Raw genomic sequence first — 17,404 nt, 5'->3', positions numbered from 1 at the left:
ACCATCGGTTACGGACTGCCGGACTTCGCAGAGGAACTCAACTACGGAGTCGATCTATCAACCATCTGAGGGTGGTATCAGATTGATGGGGTGAAGGTGCCCCATCAACCATTAAATCCGTATACCCGTTAGTAATACCTTCTTCCCCATCTCGGCCGCGAAGCCAGTTTGAGTGATTGCCTGGCTCGCGCATTTCCAGCGTGTCATAGGAGTAGCGCTTTCGCTTGAACAGGCTTTTCAATGCGGCGAACTCGTGGCTTTTCTCGTCTTCTATTCCGACGACTTTTCCTACAAGCGCCTCCCAATGACCTACGCCGTCGGCCAGCATCGCCTGGTAAGTCTCTGGGTCCAGCAAGGCTTGCTGTTTGAAATGAATGATGCGGTGTGTCATAGACGCGCTCGGGAGTGGCCAAAGAGAAGTCGCTAGCCTATAGGTTCCGGGTCATTCGTGAATAGTTGCCCTGAGCTTTAGCAAACCTTCGTTGACCCACAATTTCAACCAAGTTGCGGCCTGCAGGGGGGCTTGCTCTCCATGTGTTGCGCTCAATGACTCGCAGAGTTCGGCGAACGATCCACCCTCGACGAAAAACCGCAATGCTGACGCCTCTTCTGGCTCCAGGCTTCGGTACTGGCATACGAGGTTATGACGCCAGACCAGACAGTCTCGATTCCCGGCTGGTTGGGTGGCAACGGGAAGCAGATCCCCAGACTTGGCAGCCTTCCACAGCGCCAGGGTGTTGTACTGCAATCGCAGCCATCTGGCAGATGGAGTCAGGGAAACCCTGAATGAAACCCAGTCTTCAGCCGAAAACTCACTGATGGCCTGCAGTGAAAGCGCTTCGACGTCCTGCGCATCGAAAGCCAGTGTAAAAGCCCACTCAAGCTCCGCGAGTTCGCGAATCGGTGAAAGTTGAGGTTCCGCAATGTAGCTGCCAATAAACTCGGGCAGCTTCTCACCAAGCCAGCGAATGCTGAAATGCCGTGGTGGCCAGGCGGTGAAATAGGCCAGTGCGAGTTGCTCGAACGACTCTTCTCCCAGCCATTGCTGCAGCGCCGGGAAATCCTCGCGCAGCACCGCCAGCAGGCGCGAGCGATAGGCGTTATGGTAGATCCGCAGGCCTTCGAGGGCACTCAGCGCAGTGCAACCCCGGACTTGCTCCAAAAGCTCGTTGGAGGGCAGGGCACCATCTGTCAGGTAAGTTTCAAATGCAGTCTGTAAGGCGCTCAGGCTCAAAGGGTTGCCCTCGATATCACGCCATTGGCGATAGCTCGGGCATGCTCCAACTCGGATAACAGATCCTCGAACGGTGGAAAATGATCATCCCGCTCGATCAACGTCGACGTTGGACCCAAGTAGCTCAAAGTCTTGCTGTAGAGCGCCCAAACCGGGTCAGCGATGGGCTGGTCGTGGGTGTCGATGAGGTATTGCCCGTAATCGCTATGCCCGGCCAGATGAATTTGACGAATCCGCTCGTGCGGCAATTCCAAGATGAACTGCCATGGGTCAAAATCCTGATTTCGTGCGCTGACGTAGACGTTGTTCACGTCAAGGAGCAATTCGCAACCGGTCAGGAAACTCAGTTCCGAGAGAAACTGCGATTCGCTCATGCTGGACGTCTTCCACTGCACGTAAGAGGAAACGTTCTCCAGCACAATGGGACGTTCCAGAACATCCTGCACTAGACGCACCCGCGCGGCGACATGCAGCAGGCTTTCTTGGGTAAATGGCAGCGGCAGCAGGTCGTGGAGTTGATGGGCGTTGCCGCGACTCCAGCACAAGTGGTCGGAAACCCACTGGGGCTGTATCCGGTCCGCCAGTTGCTTGAGCTGTCGTAGGTAGCCCATGTCCAGGTTATGTGAACCGCCGATCGACAGCGATACTCCGTGCATCACCAACGGGTATTGCTCGCCAATCGCATCGAGAAAGTAGAGGGCCTTGCCACCGCCCACCAGGTAATTCTCGGAAATGATCTCAAACCAGTCGACCGCAGGTCGCTGTTCAAGAATCTGCTGGTAATACTCACTGCGAAGGCCAAGACCGAACCCCAGTGTTTTGTGCTTACTCATTCAAGACTCCAGCAGGGGAGTGGCAGGCACTCCCCGCAACGGCATTATTCGCTGGTCTTACCACCGGCCTCATCGCACTTGGCCTGAGTCATCAGCTTGAAACCCTGGCCTTTACATTCTCCCTGGCCTTTGCAGGCATTTTTGGCGGTCATGCAGTCGTTCTGGCCCTTGCAACCGTTGACGCCGAAGCACTTCACTTCAGCTGCTTTGGTGTCCTGGGCGGCCTGGACAGGCAGGGTAGCAAACAGGCTGGCGGCCACGAGAGCCAGAGCGGCACCGGTAGCGACGTTGGATTTATTCGACATAGTGACAATCTCTCTTAATTGTTGGTGGTCTTATCCGCGGGTGCGAATGACCCTGAGTAGCTTAGGCATCGCTGCCGAGCATGCCCTCTCAAGAAATTCGCAAGGCTTTATGAGGGCATGAAAGACAGTACCGAGCCTTCTGGATGGGCTACAAGAAAGAAATAGCAACCTGACAGAACTGTAATGTTCGGCTCAGGTTGCTGACAGGCCCTCTTAGTTAACGTGACATCGAGCCTAAAGCTCGGCCTCTGCAGTTGCAGGGACCACTTAACTTACGAGGAATACCCAAAATGAAATCGATCAAAGCTCTGCTTGTAGTTACTGCTCTGAGCATCTCCAGCTTGGCAATGGCTGAAGGTGGTGCTGACCGAACCTTCGCGCGCATGGAGCAGGCACGCCAGACGTCTCTGGAGGCCTACCGGGTGGCCCAGCAGCAGAAAGTTGAGGCTCCTGTAGCCAGCAGTCCAACCGAGCAAGCAGAGCACACCAACTGCTGAAGTCATCTACCTTACAGAAATGTAATCACCCGGATGGTTGGGATATGGCAGTTTCATACTGCTCATCGTCGGTAAGGCTTGTGCAATGCACCGACGTGGAAAGTTGAGGGGTAAATCCCCGACATTGAAGCAGCCATGAACCCGAGACCGGGCACACCATCACCGGCTCATTTGACGGATTGGACAAAACGGCATGCAAAGCAAAACCACAAGGCGCACCTTCGTCAAAGGCCTGGCAGCCACCGGTATTATCGGCGGACTTGGCCTGTGGCGCACGCCGGTCTGGGCGGTGAACAGCCCCGGCCAGCCCAACGTACTGACTGGTAACGAATTCGACCTATTCATCGGTGAAACCCCGGTGAACATCACCGGCGCAGCGCGCACGGCCATGACCATCAACGGCTCGCTCCCTGGGCCGATTCTTCGTTGGCGCGAAGGCGATACCGTCACATTGCGCGTGCGCAACCGCCTCAAGGAGGACACCTCCATCCATTGGCACGGCATCATCCTGCCGGCGAACATGGATGGCGTTCCTGGCCTGAGCTTCCATGGCATCGCCCCTGATGGCATGTATGAGTACAAGTTCAAGGTCAACCAGAACGGCACCTACTGGTATCACAGCCATTCTGGGCTCCAGGAGCAGGTCGGCGTATACGGTGCGCTGGTCATCGATGCCAAGGAGCCCGAGCCCTTCAGTTACGACCGTGATTACGTCGTGTTGCTGAGCGACTGGACGGATGAAAATCCAACGCGGGTACTGGCCAAGCTCAAGAAACAGTCGGACTACTACAACCAGCACAAACGCACCGTTGGTGACTTCATCGATGACGTAAGCGAGATGGGTTGGTCCGCCGCCGTAGCCGACCGTAAGATGTGGGCCGAAATGAAGATGAGCCCGACTGATCTCGCCGACGTCAGTGGCTACACCTACACCTACCTGATGAACGGCCAGGCACCTGATGGCAACTGGACCGGCATATTCAAACCAGGCGAAAAGATCCGCCTGCGCTTCATCAACGCCTCGGCGATGACCTATTTCGATGTGCGCATCCCGGGCCTGAAGATGACTGTGGTTGCGGCCGATGGTCTGCACGTCAAACCGGTCAGCGTCGACGAGTTCCGTATCGCCGTGGCCGAGACCTACGACGTGATCGTCGAACCAGACAGCGAACAGGCGTATACCGTGTTTGCACAATCCATGGATCGCACTGGCTATGCGCGCGGCACCCTTGCTGTACAGGAGGGGTTGAGTGCACCAGTACCCAGCCCCGACCCGCGTCCGCTGATTGCCATGGGCGACATGGGTATGGATCACGGCAGCATGGGCGGTATGGATCACGGGAACATGGCCGGGATGGATCAGGGCAATATGGCGGGAATGGATCATGGCAGCATGCAGGGTGGCATGGCTGGTATGGATCACAGCCAGATGGCCGGAATGGATCATTCAAACATGGCTGGCATGGCTGGCATGGCTGGCATGGCTGGCATGGCTGGCATGGCTGGCAACATGCAGGCACACCCGGCCTCAGAGACCAACAATCCTTTGGTCGACATGCAGACCATGACGCCGACGCACAAGCTGGACGACCCAGGTATCGGCCTGCGTGATAACGGCCGGCGCGTGCTGACGTACTCTGACCTGCGCAGCACCTTCCCTGATCCGGACGGGCGTGAGCCAAGTCGCACCATCGAGCTGCACCTCACCGGGCATATGGAGAAATTCTCCTGGTCCTTCGATGGAATCAAGTTCTCTGACGCCGAGCCTCTACGCCTCAAGTACGGCGAGCGTGTTCGCATCACGCTGGTCAACGACACCATGATGACTCACCCGATCCATCTTCATGGCATGTGGAGTGATCTGGAGGATGCGAACGGCAATTTCCTGGTGCGTAAACACACCATCGACATGCCGCCAGGTTCCAAGCGCAGCTATCGGGTGACCGCCGATGCGTTGGGGCGTTGGGCCTACCACTGCCACCTGTTGCTCCACATGGAAATGGGCATGTTCCGTGAAGTCCGTGTGGATGAGTAAAGGAGATTTCTGATGAGTACTTTTATGAAGCGTAATGCCCTGTTTGGCAGCGCAGCGATGTTCAGTTTTTTGGCTGCTTTGTACGCGCCGACGTCATTGGCAGGTGAGGGGCACAGCGAGCACGAACAACATGCTGCCGAGTCGGCTGCGCCCGAGGCCATCAGTGACAAGCCTGCAGATCAATCGAAAGGCAAGGCCGCTGGCCAGCAGATGGATCATGGCACCATGGATCATGAGGGCATGAACCATGACGATATGGGGCACGAGAAGATGATGGATAAGCATGGCGGCACCGAAGCCGAAGCAGGTTCGAACCATGACCACTAGGTTTTCACGCCCGTCCCTCATAGCGCTGGTCGTGTCGCTGAGTGCACTCAGCGGCGGCGTTACCCAGGCTGCGGAAGAAATGGATCATTCGGCAATGGGGCACGGCTCCATGTCGATGGACCACAGCCAGATGGGCCACGGTTCCGCCAAAGCGCCGATGGAGGGCATGGATCACAGCAAGATGGATCATGGTGCCATGCAGAGCGAATCGGGCAGCATGGACCATAGCCAGATGGGCCACAGCCAGAGCCAAGAGAAGGCCCCAGCCATGGACCACAGCAAGATGGGACACGGCACCATGCAGGGACAGATGGAGGGCATGGATCATTCGAAGATGAACCATGGCTCCGCTGAAGCCCCGAGAACTACCAGTCGTACGCCGATTCCCGTTCTGACGGATGCTGATCGCCAAGCGGCTTTCCCGCCACTGCCTGGCCACAAGGTGCATGACAGCGCCATCAACAGCTTTTTCCTGCTCGATCAGCTCGAATACCAAGACGCAGATGAGGGCAGCACCCTGGCCTGGGATGCGTCGGGTTGGGTAGGCGGTGATATCAACCGGGTCTGGTTCCGCTCCGAAGGCGAGCGTACCAACGGCGTTACCGAGGACGCTGAATTACAGCTGCTGTACGGCCGCTCGATCGGCCCTTGGTGGGATGTCGTCGCGGGCGTCCGCCAGGACTTCAAACCGGAGTCGCCGCAGACTTGGGCCGCCTTCGGTATCCAGGGCATGGCGCTTTACGCCTTTGAGGCCGAAGCCACGGCCTTCGTCGGCGAGAATGGCCAAACTGCTGCCCGACTGGAGGGCGAGTACGACATTCTGCTGACCAACCGGCTGATTCTCCAGCCAACTGCCGAAATGAACTTCTACGGCAAGAACGATCCTGAGCGAGGTGTGGGGTCCGGGTTGGCCAATACCGAGCTCGGTTTACGTCTGCGTTACGAGATTGTCCGGCAGTTTGCCCCCTATATCGGGGTTTCTTGGAGCCGCTCCTATGGCAACACGGCAGACATGGTGCGCGACGAGGGCGGTGATGTAGACGAGGCGCGTTTTGTCGCCGGTATCCGGATGTGGTTTTGAGAACCTGACATGAAAAGAACAATTAAAACTTTGGTGGCGGCCGGCGTGGTCGGTAGCACAGCTGTCCTGGCCGGTGCCTACTTTGGCGTGGTCAACGTGGGGGCCGACGATCCCCATTTTCCTGCAGTGCATGCGTTTCTCACGATGGCCCGTGACCGCTCTATCGAAGTCCGTTCGCGGAACATCGAGGTTCCCAACCTGGATGATCAAGCTCTTATTCGCGCCGGTGCGGGCAACTACAACTCCATGTGTATCGGCTGTCATTTGGCGCCAGGTGTGGCGGAGACCGAGCTAAGCCAATCGCTTTATCCTGCGCCTCCCAACCTCGCCAAAATCGGTGTCGATGGCAATCCGTCAGCAGCGTTCTGGGTGATCAAGCATGGCATCAAGGCAACGGGTATGCCTGCGTGGGGCAAGAGCATGGGCGATGAGTACATCTGGGGCATGGTTGCCTTCCTTGACCAATTGCCGGCGATGGATGCCAAGCAATACCAAGCACTCGTCGCATCCAGTGGCGGCCATCAGCATGGTGGTGGGGAAACGCAAATGCACAATCATGAAGGTCAGCACGGCGACAACAAGCCTGGCCATCATGGCAATAGCGGCGGTGGCGAAGACCATCATGGAACAGGTGATGCCGGAGAGCCTGGCCATCACGATGCCGCGGCTACTGATAGCGAGGGTGGCTCCGCACCTGAGGCAGGTCACCATTCGGACATGAGTAGCGATGACCACCATGCCGGGGATGAGGCCGCCCCAAGCGGCGGAGACCATCATTCCGAGCAAACTCCGAATGCCTCGCCCAAGACCCATACCCACGCCGATGGCAAAGAGCACGTGCATGAAAGCTAAATATCTGGCCTTGCTGGCCGCTCTCTCCGTCACATCTGCAGTTCAAGCCGCTGATGCCCTGACGATTGATGTCCATCGTGATGCTAATTGCGGATGTTGCAAGAAGTGGATCTCACACCTCGAAGCGAATGGCTTCAAAGTCGTCGACCATGTCGAAAGCAACATGACGGCAGTGAAGCAAAGTCTGGGCGTTGCGCCGCGGTTGGCGTCTTGTCACACCGCGGTGATTGACGGCAAGTTCGTCGAAGGTCATGTGCCGGCGGCTCAGGTCATCGAACTCACCAAGCGCGATGATCTGCTGGGCATCGCTGTTCCCGGGATGCCGGCGGGCTCCCCCGGCATGGAAGTCGATGGCGTACAGCATGCCTACCAGGTCATTGGCTTGACCAAGACGGGTTCTGATCAGGTCGTTGCAGAATATCCCGCCCAGTAGTACTGCCTGCCAGCACGGCCGCTTGTGTGTAGTGGCCGACTCATTTTCATACGTCCTTTAACCTAAGTAAAAAAGGCGCCCTAGGGCGCCAAGGGCTGTCTCCAAACCAAAGGAGCACTACGAGGGGACAGCAGGACCAAGGAGCGAGCGGGCAATCAACCCGCTCGCTTGCCAGGGTTAGAGAACTTCCAGCGGGTACTCGACAATCAGGCGGAACTCATCCAAATCCGACTCGAAGTCGGTGGCGCGAGTCGTGGCTTGTCGAATGCGAAAGGACATGTCCTTCAACGACCCAGACTGCACAACGTACTTGGCCTCGATGTCCCGCTCCCAGCGCTTCTGGTTGGTCAACGGATCGCCGTTGTCATCACGGCGCATATAGACTTCGTTGGCGTTGCTGTAGTCGGCATCCCAGCCCTGGGCATATCGAGTCATGAAGCTCAATCCAGGCACACCGAAAGGCTCCATATCCAGGTCATAGCGCACTTGCCATGACTTCTCCTTCGGCGAGTTGAAGTCGCTGTACTGGATGGAGTTGTCGAGGTAGATGGAGTCCGATTGGCGCAAGTAGTCGAAGTCATCATCGCCATTGTTGCGCTGGAGACCCACCAGCACTGTATGAGCGCCGAATTGGATGCCGACCTTGCCGCTCCAGATGTTGTTATCGAAGCTCCCGAGGAGCTGCCTCCCTTCATCGACCGCCTTGTAGTAGTTCAGCCCGCCGATCAAGGCGACATCGTCCGCAAGCGGGTAGCTCAGCGTGGTGCCCGCGTAATATTGATTCCAGGCATCCTTGAGGCGGCTGGTGTAGAGACTAAAGCCGACGTTGTCATTAAGCGTGTAATCACCACCGAAATAGGCGATCCATGGCGAGTCCACTTCGCCCGCGTAGAAGGTAGCGAAGCCGTCGCGCATGCTGCTGGTATTGGGTTGGCTCATCGAGTGGAGGCGACCGCCCTGAAGCGACAGTCCTTCCACGCTGCTGTTGACCACGGTGACACCTCGGAAACTCTCCGGTAAAAGCCGTGCATCACCGTATTGGACGACCGGGCTGACGGGAAAGACGTCGCCTACCTTGATCTCGGTATCCATGAACCGAGTTTTCACCGCGCCCCCCAGTTTTGAGTAGTTGTCCTCAGCCTGCCCGAGGCTGTTGTAAGGCATCACGTCGACTGAGCCGCCTGCTCCAGAACGGCCGTCGCCGGTGTCAAGCTTGAGCCCTAGCATGGCAAAGGCATCGACACCAAAGCCTATGGTGCCCTCGGTGAAACCAGACTCGAATCTGCCTATCACGCCATGCGCCCACTCTTCCGAATAGCCATTACCCGAGCTGCTGGACTGGCCTTTACGGAAATCGCGGTTGAAGTAGAGATTTCGATTGAGAATGGTCAGGCTGCTGCCTTCGATAAATCCCTCGCCTTTCTCGCCGGCGGCCATTGCAGCTTGCCCGGTACTGACGCTCAGAGTGAGCAGAGAAAGTCCTAACAGGGTTCTGTTATTCATAAATGCTCCTGATGTTATTGGCAGTTGTCATTGTGTGGTCGCATATATGTGCCAAGTGCGCCGGGCATAGCCAGGCACGCCTTGGTCATATTTCCACATGCCAAATAACGTCAGGGTGACTTGGAAATTACATTTCAGTCAGCGCGATGTCATTTATCTAGTTTTGATTACGGCAACCTGTCCCGGCTGCCCGGTATTCAAGAATATTCAGATCGCCATTGGAGTCCTCGTAGGTCATCTGGGCCGGCATCACACCGCAGCTAGAGTCCGTCGGGGTAGTGGCCACGACCCTGGCGATATCGAGTTTCATGCCGTAGCGGTAATGAATAACTTCAGGCGGATTCTTTCCGTTAGCGGCAGCATACTCTTGCATGGCCTGCTCATTGGCCTGAATCATCCGACCATAAACACGATCAGCGCCGCCTTCTGCCAGAGTGGCAGAGGAAACAACCATAGCGGCAAGGGCTGCAATAACTTTGAGGCTTTTCATGTTTAATCACTCCTTCAAGGTGGTGATTAAAATATATCCGCTCAACCTGTCATAAAAATGAAGTCAAAGTTACATCGCCGTAATGCTTCCTGCCGCGTTACCCGGGCGAGTCAGCTTGGCGCGTGGCTTGCCCGGGTTTGTAAAGCTATAGCTCCTGCGGTGCGCGAACCTTCTGTGTACGCTGCCTTCGCATCAGCCAGTACGCGGCCGGCAAAACCAACATGGACATCAGCGGCGCGGTAATCATGCCGCCGACCATGGGCGCGGCGATGCGCTTCATCACCTCAGATCCGGCACCTCCGCCCCAGAGGATTGGCAACAGGCCGGCGATGATCACGGCCACCGTCATCACCTTGGGCCGCACGCGCAGCACTGCGCCTTCACGAATTGCCTCCAGTAGTGCCGGGTCACCGCTGCGCCCGGCATCCATACGTGCATGCCAGGCATTCTTCAGGTACAGCAGCATGATCACCCCAAATTCCGCCGAGACGCCGGCCAAGGCGATAAAGCCGACCCCAGTGGCAACCGACAGGTTGAAGCCGAACCAGTAGAGCAGCCAGATGCCGCCCGATAGGGCGAAGGGCAGGGTTGCCATGATCAGTAGGGCCTCACCGAAGCGGCTGAAGGTCAGGTAAAGCAGCACGAAGATGATCAACAAGGTCGCCGGTACCACCCAGGCCAGCCGTGCATTGGCGCGCTCCAGGAACTCGAACTGACCGGAGTAGGAGACGGTCATGCCAGCATCGAGTTGTACCTGCTCAGCTACGCGTTGCTGCAACTCGCGCACGGTCGATGCCAGGTCGCGCCCACGGACATCGACATAGACCCAACCGGACAGACGCCCGTTCTCGCTGCGCAGCATTGGCGGCCCTTCGGTCAGACTAACCTGGGCGACGGTGCCCAAGGTGATCTGCTGGCCGGCTTGCGTGAGGATCGGCATACGCCGTAGTGCCTGCGGACTGTCTCGCCACTCCTTGGGATAGCGCAGGTTGATCGGGAAGCGGGCCAGTCCTTCAACCGTCTCACCAATATTGCTGCCGCCGATGGCGCCCGATACCACCGCCTGCACATCGGCGATGCTCAGGCCATAGCGCGCCGCGGCCAGTCGATCGATCTGGATGTCCACGTAACGGCCGCCAGTAAGGCGTTCTGCCAAGGCCGAACTCACCCCAGGCACCTCTTTGGCCACGGCCTCGATATCGCGCGTTATGCGCTCGATGTCGACCAAGGAGGTTCCGGACACTTTCACCCCAATGGGGCTCTTGATCCCCGTCGCCAGCATGTCGATGCGGTTGCGGATGGGCGGCACCCAGATATTGGACAGCCCCGGAACTTTTACCGCGCGATCCAGTTCCTCGATCAGCTTTTCGGGTGTCATCCCCGCGCGCCATTGATCGCGTGGTTTGAACTGCACCGTGGTCTCGAACATTTCCAGCGGTGCTGGATCGGTGGCGGTCTCTGCTCGCCCGGCCTTGCCGAATACCCGTGCCACTTCGGGCACCGTGAGGATCATCCGGTTGGTTTGCTGCAGCAGCTGGGTGGCCTTGCTGGCCGGCAAGCCGGGCAGGGCTGATGGCATGTACAACAGGTCGCCCTCGTCCATCGGCGGTAGAAACTCTCCTCCGAGTCTGCTGAGGGGCCAGAGACTGGACAAAAACACTAGCAAGGCCAGCGCTAGGGTCACCTTAGGCCAAGCCAGCACCCACTCCAGCACCGGCCGGTATGCACCGATCAGCCAACGATTCAAGGGGTTCTGTTGTTCGCTGGGGATATGCCCACGAATCCAATAGCCCATCAGCACCGGTACCAAGGTGATCGAGAGGCCAGCAGCGGCAGCCATGGCATAGGTCTTGGTGAATGCCAGCGGGCCAAACAAGCGACCCTCCTGGGCCTCCAGGGTGAAGACCGGGAGGAAAGACAGGGTGATGATCAAAAGGCTGAAGAACAGCGCCGGCCCGACCTCGGCCGCAGCTTCGCCGATCACCCGCCAGTGCGCCTCGCCCTGAAGCGGTTCACCGGGGTGTCGAGCCTTCCAGGCCTCGATGTGCTTGTGCGCGTTCTCGATCATCACCACGGCGGCATCGACCATGGCGCCGATGGCGATTGCGATCCCGCCGAGCGACATGATGTTGGCATTGACGCCCTGGTAGCGCATGACGATGAAGGCCATCAGGATGCCCAGGGGCAGGGTGATGATCGCGACCAGCGACGAGCGCAGGTGCCAGAGGAAGATCAGGCAAACCAGGGCAACCACCGCGAACTCTTCCAGCAGCTTGTAGCTGAGGTTATCGATGGCGCGGTCGATCAATTGCGAACGGTCATAGGTGGTGACCACCTCGACGCCGGCCGGCAAGCTGCCCTTCAGGCTGTCCAGCTTGGTCTTCACCGCGGCGATGGTATCGCGGGCATTCTTTCCGGAGCGCAAGATGACCACGCCACCTACAACTTCACCCTGGCCATCCAGCTCGGCAATGCCACGACGCATCTCTGGCCCCAACTGAATGGTGGCCACCTGACCCAGCAGCACCGGAACTCCGCTGGCCGAAGCCCGCAGCGGCACATTGCGGAAATCCGCCAGGCTCTCTAGATAGCCTGAAGCCCGGACCATGTACTCGCGCTCTGCCAGCTCCAGGATGGCGCCGCCGGTTTCCTGATTGGCGCTCTTCAGCGCCGCTTCGACCTCCTGCTGAGTTACCCCATAAGCCACCAGCTTCTGGGGATCGAGCAGCACTTGGTATTGCTTGACCATGCCGCCGAGGGTGGCCACTTCGGCTACGTTGGGCAGGCCCTTGAGTTCGTACTTAAGGAACCAGTCCTGCAGTGCCCGCAGCTGGGCAAGATCATGCTGGCCGCTGCGGTCGACCAAGGCGTACTGGTAGATCCAGCCCACGCCGGTGGCATCCGGCCCAAGGGTGGTGGTAACACCCTCGGGCAGGCGTTCCTGCGCCTGGTTGAGGTACTCCAGCACCCGCGAGCGTGCCCAGTAGAGGTCGGTATCGTCCTCGAACAGCACATAAACGAAGGAGTCGCCGAAGAACGAGTAGCCGCGCACTGTCTTCGCCCCCGGCACCGAGAGCATGGTGGTGGCCAGCGGGTAGGTCACCTGGTTCTCGACAATCTGCGGTGCCTGCCCGGGGAAGCTTGTGCGGATGATGACCTGGGTGTCGGACAGATCCGGCAGTGCATCCAACGGCGTGTTGCGCAGCGACCAGATGCCCAGGGCGGTGATGAACAGGGTCGCCAGCAGCACCAGAAAGCGATTGCCGATAGACCAGTGGATCAGGCGTGCGATCATGGCTGGTCTCCTTCCTTGCTGAGCTGCTCGATCATCAGGCCGGAGTTTTTCTGGCGGGCGCCGATACGTACGTGATCTCCTGGCTTAAGTCCCACAGCTACTTCTGAGCTGACCAATGGAAAAGCCATGGTCATACCTGGCATATTCAGGCTCTCGAAGGGCCCGTGCTCCAGGGTGACTGACTCCGCGTCCAGAGCACGAATCACACCATGGGCCTCATGTAGTTCCTTCTTATTGTCCTGCTCGGCATGGCTGGCCATGACACCCTGTAGGCTGGCCTCCGAATCGATGAGGAACTGGCCGGAGGTAACGACCGCCTGACCCTCCTCAAGACCGGACAACACCTCCAGACGCCCATCAGCCTCGCGGCCCAAGGTTATTTCCAGGGGGCGGTAGCGCCCATCGCCTTCTACCAGCATCACCAACGCACGCTTCCCGGTGCGAATCACGGCTTCACTCGGCACAAGAAGCGTGGATTGTTCGACGGCACTGTTCAGGCGTACGGCGGCGAACATGCCGGGGCGCAACTTACCGGCAGGGTTGGGTAGCTCGCTGCGTACCGTGAGCGTGCGTGTTTGCGGATCGGCACTCGGCAGCAAGGCTATGACGCGGCCCAGCAGCGGTCGATCAGGAAAGGCCGTCAGGTTGGCGCGGATCTCGTCCCCGACCTGGATACTTCCGGCCATGGCCTCGGGTATCGCCGCATCGAGCCAGACACTGGATAGCCCGTTAATCAACGCCAGATCCTGCCCGGCTTCGACGGTCATCCCGGCGCGTACCTGCAAGGCTTGGAGCTCGCCGCTGATAGGTGTGGTGAGGGTTTGCACCGCCCGTGGTCTGCCGCTGCGGCGGACCTGCTCGATCAACGTTTGAGGCATGCCAAGCAGGCGCAGGCGCTCTTGGGCCGCACTTATCAAGCGAGTGTCAGCGGTACGCAGTACCGCCAGGAACTCCAACTGCGCGGCGGACCATTCGGGAATCAGCAGGTCGACCAGGGGGGCTCCGGCAGGCAGCACATCGCCCGGGGCGCGACCGTAAACCCGCTCGACGAATCCGCCGGCGCGGGCCTGGAGGTTCGCCACTTCTCGCTGGTTATAGGCCAGGGAACCCACCGCCTCGATATCCGAGGGCAGTACACCTCGGATCACCATCGAGGTTCGCATTCCGAGGTTCTGCACGGCTTGAGCGGGGATGCTCAGGACAGACGGATCCTGCTCGGATCCTGCGTATTTAGGGACAAGTTCCATATCCATGAAAGGTGACTTGCCCGGCTTATCGAAGCGCTGCTCAGGCTGCATCGGGTCGTACCAATAGAGCACCTTGCGCTCGTCCGTCGGTGCGGAGCTAGGCAGGATCTCGTGTTTGGCTTGCCGCTGGGCCAGCCAGTAGCCACCGCCCGCCGCGCCAATGCCCACGGCCAGCAAGGCGACCGCAAAACCAAATGCCGATATCTTCATTTCAGTCCCTCCACATAGGCGTAGTACAGGCTTGCGGAGAGCTGGCTCAGCTTGCGCTGCTGTTCAATCTGCCGTAGCTGAGCCTCGATCAGGTCGCGCTGGGCGGTGAGGACGGATGTCAGCTGGCTGTTGCCGGCCTGGTAAGCGGCAAGTTCGAGATCGGCACGTTTGCTTGCAAGCGGGATCAAGGTTTTTTCGGTGCGTGACAAGGTCCTGCGCAGTTGCTCAAGCTCGGCAATACCGCCTTCCAGCTCAGCCTGATGGGCGCGCAGTAATGCTTCCTGCTCGGCTTCCATCTGCGACACGCTTTGTTGTCTGGCGTTGATCTTGGGCCCCTGACGTGTGCCTACGAACAACGGCAGGTCGAAGGTAAATTGCACCATCACCATATCGCCGAATTGGTTGTCGCGATTGTTGTAGGCAAACTCAACACCCCAGTCGGGGGTCTTCTCGGCGATGGCCTCGTTCAGCTCGGCGCTAGCCTCGCCGACTCGGGCGGAGGCAGCGCGCAACTCAGGGTGTGAGGCAATGCGTTGCTGCAGGTGCGGTACCACCAGGTTCAGATTGGGAACACCTCCTTGCAAAGGCTGGTCAGCCTCGTTGCCTATCCAGCGGCGCAGCTTGGCACGAGCTACTGCCACATCGCGATTCAGTTCATCTCGCCGATCTTGTAACGCCAAAGCTTCCTGGTCGGCCTGCAACAGCTCGCCAGGCTGAGCACTACCGCCGGCAATCAGCGATTGCACGGTCGAGCGGAGCATCTCGATCTGACGGTCCAGTTGATCGAAGAGGCCAACACTGCGTTCGGCGTAGTACACGTCCAGCCAGCTCACTGCTGTCTGGCGCTTGATCTCCAACTGCATGGCACGCTGCTCGGCCTCGGCTCGGACAACTGAAGCCTCGGCCACCTGGCGCCGAGCCTGACGCTTGTCACTGTTGGGGACTTCCTGCATGAGCCCAATGCGGCGCATGGTCATGGAGTCACGATTAAGTGTGTAACGGTCAGGGCCTTCGATCGGCAGGTTGTCGATGCCTAGAATCAGCTTGGGATCGGGCAGGGCGTCTGCGGGCCCTACAGCCTGTTGTGCCGAAGCCACCTGCGCCTGGCGCGCGAGGTTCTCAGGGGCACTCTGCTCGGCCAGAGCTTGGGCTCGTTCGAAGGTTAGGGGCTGCGCCTGCGCGGCAAGCCAGGGAGCTGCCCAGAATGCGGCAGCCAACACACCGAGATAGCCACGGCGTGGAAAAAGGAAAGCGGACATGCTTTCGCCTCCAATGCGATTGATCGAGGTCGCAGCTACGAAACGTGGCCGCGACGATGCGCCTGACTGTAAGGCGCGGGATGATCACTGCATTAGACGAAACGAGGAGGGCGCCAGAGTCCTGCTGGCTCTCGCTTAATCACCGACTGTGTCAGCAATATTTCGGGGCGTGAGGGAAGAGGGGATATGCTCTTGATCACATTGGTCTGGAGAAGTCCTCCGGTCTTGCATTCCTGGCCGGATTTGCAGGGAGACTTATTGGCCACCCCATCAGACGTGTCCATTTGCTCGCAGCACGGAGCATCGGCCGTTGCATGGCCCTGATGATCGGCGCTCTGCATCGGGCAAGGTTGTGCCGGCATGCTGAAAGCCATACCGCCGAAGGTCGGCAGCACGAGGCTAGCAATCATTACCAGGATCAATCCAATCCGACGCACAGCAATTCACCAAGCGGGGCTATAGGGCGACTATAGCAGATTGCCTCGAGGCATGAGTGCACTTCGACGTGCCCCGCAAGCGTGTGACATGTGTGGGAGGTTGAGGTCGTAATGATGCGGACGTGTACTACGTGTCGATTGCTGAAATTTGTAAATGACTGAGCTCGATCCATTGATCCACTTGGTTAAGGCCATAGGCTGCCGCTGGACGAGTCGGCGCCATAGAAGAGCTCATTGCGCGTCTGCCCCGGGCTGAAGGCGTTAAATGTATACACAATGTTCAATTCGCCCCAAAAGCGTGTTCACTTGCTCATAGCCCGATCTAGTCATCAGTATGCTGCAAGGCACTTGATGTGCTAATCCGATGGCGGGCTTGTACAGCCAGAGTACGGCAAGCGTTCGAGATCCAAGCACATGCGTAGCTAGTGCTAATGCCTGCTGGCACCTTCCAACGAAACACCGATGGACGAAGCTCCAGCAACCCAATGGTGCAATGGGGCAAAACGCGATTATTTCAGTTTTGTTCATGTTGCACCCCTCAAAGGTGAATCCTGCCTTTCAGCCACACAGTCGCCCAGCGGGCTCCATTTTTTTGCCACTTTGCGCGGCAATGTCGAGCAATCTTCCTTGTTTCTCAGACCGAGCAAGCAGAATCTCTCGTGCGCCGTCTTCAATTGTCGATTTTAGAAGCCATCTGTCAGTCTTTATTTTCCGTCGACCCTTCATCGCATATCTCCGCCCGTAGGGCCTGGGGCACCAGTTACAACTGAGAGGATCTCGTAATCCCTGGTTACGCCAGCCAGAGTAGCTTGGCTCCTGCAGTGGGCTCCATTCAATATGGGTATGACAGCTGTGCAGCTCATAGCGCTCCCCATCATGGGCAGTGCCATAGCCCCAGTGTGCCGAACTGATGCCCGTCAGTATCCAAGCGGGTGGAGCAACTGCATACATCGCACACGACGTCTGTAACGGTCTCGACCTCAGCTCTTCCGGTTATTTTCATCGCTGATTCCTACAAATGCCCCTGACTTTCGCTTTCAGCATACAGGCTCCAGGACGGAGCGTAGGCTAGCCGAAGCATTTCTAGACGTTCACCGACTTAACGTAGTTGTAGTCACTCATGTTCGCATGGATGGAAATCAGGACGTTGAAGGTCTTTCCCAGAGAGGCAGAGATTAGATGGTGTCCATAACTGCTGTACGTTCGGATTACGCTGCCCGCACCCCTACGTTCGGACTAACGTCAATGATCATCCGCCCAAGAACCCACACATTCCGCAAGGTTTCCGATTAACCACGCTGTCCGTGATCGAGGCAGCAACCTGGCAATCCCTGACAAATGCCAGCTCAAAGTCCATCTCAGAAAT

16 protein-coding genes are annotated in these 17,404 nt (G+C 58.3%); 6 read left to right on the top strand and 10 right to left on the bottom strand.

The genetic code is table 11. From position 1 onward, the window contains the following. Positions 1–37: 37 nt before the first annotated feature. The 4 genes from DMX12_RS29635 to DMX12_RS27670 are packed head-to-tail and all read right to left on the bottom strand — an operon-like array spanning position 38 to position 2,372. The gene (locus DMX12_RS29635; RefSeq protein ID WP_075044229.1) at positions 38–391 is read right to left on the bottom strand and encodes a hypothetical protein; all 354 of its coding nucleotides are present in this window, start codon (positions 389–391) and stop codon (positions 38–40) included. Positions 392–442: 51 nt separating this feature from the next. Next, positions 443–1,234 carry a DNA-binding domain-containing protein gene (locus DMX12_RS27680; RefSeq protein WP_024616823.1) on the bottom strand — a complete coding sequence of 264 codons (792 nt, stop codon included), beginning with the start codon at positions 1,232–1,234 and terminating at the stop codon, positions 443–445. Then, positions 1,231–2,067: a DUF692 domain-containing protein gene (locus DMX12_RS27675; RefSeq protein WP_024616824.1), complete on the bottom strand. Its 837-nt coding sequence runs from the start codon at positions 2,065–2,067 to the stop codon at positions 1,231–1,233. Before DMX12_RS27675 ends, DMX12_RS27680 begins: the two co-directional genes overlap by 4 nt. Before the next feature lie 44 nt (positions 2,068–2,111). Continuing rightward, entirely contained in the window at positions 2,112–2,372 is a 261-nt protein-coding gene (locus DMX12_RS27670) for a membrane protein (protein WP_004577564.1), read from the bottom strand. A gap of 290 nt (positions 2,373–2,662) precedes the next feature. Here DMX12_RS27670 and DMX12_RS27665 point away from each other — a divergent pair, with 290 nt between their 5' ends. From DMX12_RS27665 to DMX12_RS27640, 6 genes are all read left to right on the top strand, one after another. Then, the gene (locus DMX12_RS27665; RefSeq protein WP_003139535.1) at positions 2,663–2,869 is read left to right on the top strand and encodes a co-regulatory protein PtrA N-terminal domain-containing protein; all 207 of its coding nucleotides are present in this window, start codon (positions 2,663–2,665) and stop codon (positions 2,867–2,869) included. A gap of 193 nt (positions 2,870–3,062) precedes the next feature. After that, positions 3,063–4,904: a copper resistance system multicopper oxidase gene (locus DMX12_RS27660; RefSeq protein WP_054889206.1), complete on the top strand. Its 1,842-nt coding sequence runs from the start codon at positions 3,063–3,065 to the stop codon at positions 4,902–4,904. A gap of 12 nt (positions 4,905–4,916) precedes the next feature. Next, positions 4,917–5,231: a hypothetical protein gene (locus DMX12_RS27655; protein WP_024616826.1), complete on the top strand. Its 315-nt coding sequence runs from the start codon at positions 4,917–4,919 to the stop codon at positions 5,229–5,231. Next, positions 5,221–6,312, top strand: a complete 1,092-nt coding sequence (locus DMX12_RS27650) for a copper resistance protein B (RefSeq protein ID WP_024616827.1) — start codon at positions 5,221–5,223, stop codon at positions 6,310–6,312. Before DMX12_RS27655 ends, DMX12_RS27650 begins: the two co-directional genes overlap by 11 nt. A gap of 9 nt (positions 6,313–6,321) precedes the next feature. After that, a complete protein-coding gene (locus DMX12_RS27645) occupies positions 6,322–7,164 on the top strand; it encodes a cytochrome c (protein WP_024616828.1) in 843 nt (280 codons plus the stop codon). Continuing rightward, positions 7,154–7,597 carry a DUF411 domain-containing protein gene (locus DMX12_RS27640; RefSeq protein ID WP_024616829.1) on the top strand — a complete coding sequence of 148 codons (444 nt, stop codon included), beginning with the start codon at positions 7,154–7,156 and terminating at the stop codon, positions 7,595–7,597. Before DMX12_RS27645 ends, DMX12_RS27640 begins: the two co-directional genes overlap by 11 nt. A gap of 177 nt (positions 7,598–7,774) precedes the next feature. Here the strand turns inward: DMX12_RS27640 and DMX12_RS27635 are convergent, their stop codons facing one another. The 6 genes from DMX12_RS27635 to DMX12_RS30460 form a co-directional block, all read right to left on the bottom strand. Next, positions 7,775–9,100 carry an OprD family porin gene (locus DMX12_RS27635; RefSeq protein WP_024616830.1) on the bottom strand — a complete coding sequence of 442 codons (1,326 nt, stop codon included), beginning with the start codon at positions 9,098–9,100 and terminating at the stop codon, positions 7,775–7,777. Between the two features lie 157 nt (positions 9,101–9,257). Then, positions 9,258–9,590, bottom strand: a complete 333-nt coding sequence (locus DMX12_RS27630; protein ID WP_004574339.1) for a DUF2790 domain-containing protein — start codon at positions 9,588–9,590, stop codon at positions 9,258–9,260. Positions 9,591–9,735: 145 nt separating this feature from the next. Continuing rightward, on the bottom strand, positions 9,736–12,885 hold the full coding sequence (locus DMX12_RS27625; RefSeq protein WP_004374632.1) for an efflux RND transporter permease subunit: 3,150 nt from the start codon (positions 12,883–12,885) through the stop codon (positions 9,736–9,738). Next, positions 12,882–14,342, bottom strand: coding sequence for an efflux RND transporter periplasmic adaptor subunit (locus tag DMX12_RS27620; protein ID WP_004374629.1), 1,461 nt, complete (start codon positions 14,340–14,342; stop codon positions 12,882–12,884). Before DMX12_RS27620 ends, DMX12_RS27625 begins: the two co-directional genes overlap by 4 nt. Next, complete coding sequence (locus DMX12_RS27615; protein WP_004574340.1) at positions 14,339–15,601, bottom strand: TolC family protein; 1,263 nt, start codon at positions 15,599–15,601, stop codon at positions 14,339–14,341. The genes DMX12_RS27620 and DMX12_RS27615 overlap by 4 nt, the downstream gene beginning before the upstream one ends. Before the next feature lie 698 nt (positions 15,602–16,299). Next, on the bottom strand, positions 16,300–16,566 hold the full coding sequence (locus DMX12_RS30460) for an antitoxin Xre/MbcA/ParS toxin-binding domain-containing protein (protein ID WP_080952193.1): 267 nt from the start codon (positions 16,564–16,566) through the stop codon (positions 16,300–16,302). Positions 16,567–17,404 lie beyond the last annotated feature (838 nt).

It is taken from the genome of Pseudomonas sp. MB-090624 (assembly GCF_003205245.1).
GTDB classification, from domain to species: Bacteria; Pseudomonadota; Gammaproteobacteria; order Pseudomonadales; family Pseudomonadaceae; genus Aquipseudomonas; species Aquipseudomonas juntendi.
Note: the sequence above shows the minus strand (reverse complement) of the source record. Positions and strands in the feature narration are given on the sequence as shown.

Coding starts and splice junctions, on each gene's coding strand:
- DMX12_RS27635 (WP_024616830.1), bottom strand. CDS start 9,100: ATGAATAACAGAACCCTGTTAGGACTTTCTCTGCTCACTCTGAGCGTC.
- DMX12_RS27615 (WP_004574340.1), bottom strand. CDS start 15,601: ATGTCCGCTTTCCTTTTTCCACGCCGTGGCTATCTCGGTGTGTTGGCT.
- DMX12_RS27640 (WP_024616829.1), top strand. CDS start 7,154: ATGAAAGCTAAATATCTGGCCTTGCTGGCCGCTCTCTCCGTCACATCT.
- DMX12_RS27655 (WP_024616826.1), top strand. CDS start 4,917: ATGAGTACTTTTATGAAGCGTAATGCCCTGTTTGGCAGCGCAGCGATG.
- DMX12_RS27620 (WP_004374629.1), bottom strand. CDS start 14,342: ATGAAGATATCGGCATTTGGTTTTGCGGTCGCCTTGCTGGCCGTGGGC.
- DMX12_RS29635 (WP_075044229.1), bottom strand. CDS start 391: ATGACACACCGCATCATTCATTTCAAACAGCAAGCCTTGCTGGACCCA.
- DMX12_RS27660 (WP_054889206.1), top strand. CDS start 3,063: ATGCAAAGCAAAACCACAAGGCGCACCTTCGTCAAAGGCCTGGCAGCC.
- DMX12_RS27665 (WP_003139535.1), top strand. CDS start 2,663: ATGAAATCGATCAAAGCTCTGCTTGTAGTTACTGCTCTGAGCATCTCC.
- DMX12_RS30460 (WP_080952193.1), bottom strand. CDS start 16,566: ATGAACAAAACTGAAATAATCGCGTTTTGCCCCATTGCACCATTGGGT.
- DMX12_RS27645 (WP_024616828.1), top strand. CDS start 6,322: ATGAAAAGAACAATTAAAACTTTGGTGGCGGCCGGCGTGGTCGGTAGC.
- DMX12_RS27675 (WP_024616824.1), bottom strand. CDS start 2,067: ATGAGTAAGCACAAAACACTGGGGTTCGGTCTTGGCCTTCGCAGTGAG.
- DMX12_RS27670 (WP_004577564.1), bottom strand. CDS start 2,372: ATGTCGAATAAATCCAACGTCGCTACCGGTGCCGCTCTGGCTCTCGTG.
- DMX12_RS27630 (WP_004574339.1), bottom strand. CDS start 9,590: ATGAAAAGCCTCAAAGTTATTGCAGCCCTTGCCGCTATGGTTGTTTCC.
- DMX12_RS27650 (WP_024616827.1), top strand. CDS start 5,221: ATGACCACTAGGTTTTCACGCCCGTCCCTCATAGCGCTGGTCGTGTCG.
- DMX12_RS27625 (WP_004374632.1), bottom strand. CDS start 12,885: ATGATCGCACGCCTGATCCACTGGTCTATCGGCAATCGCTTTCTGGTG.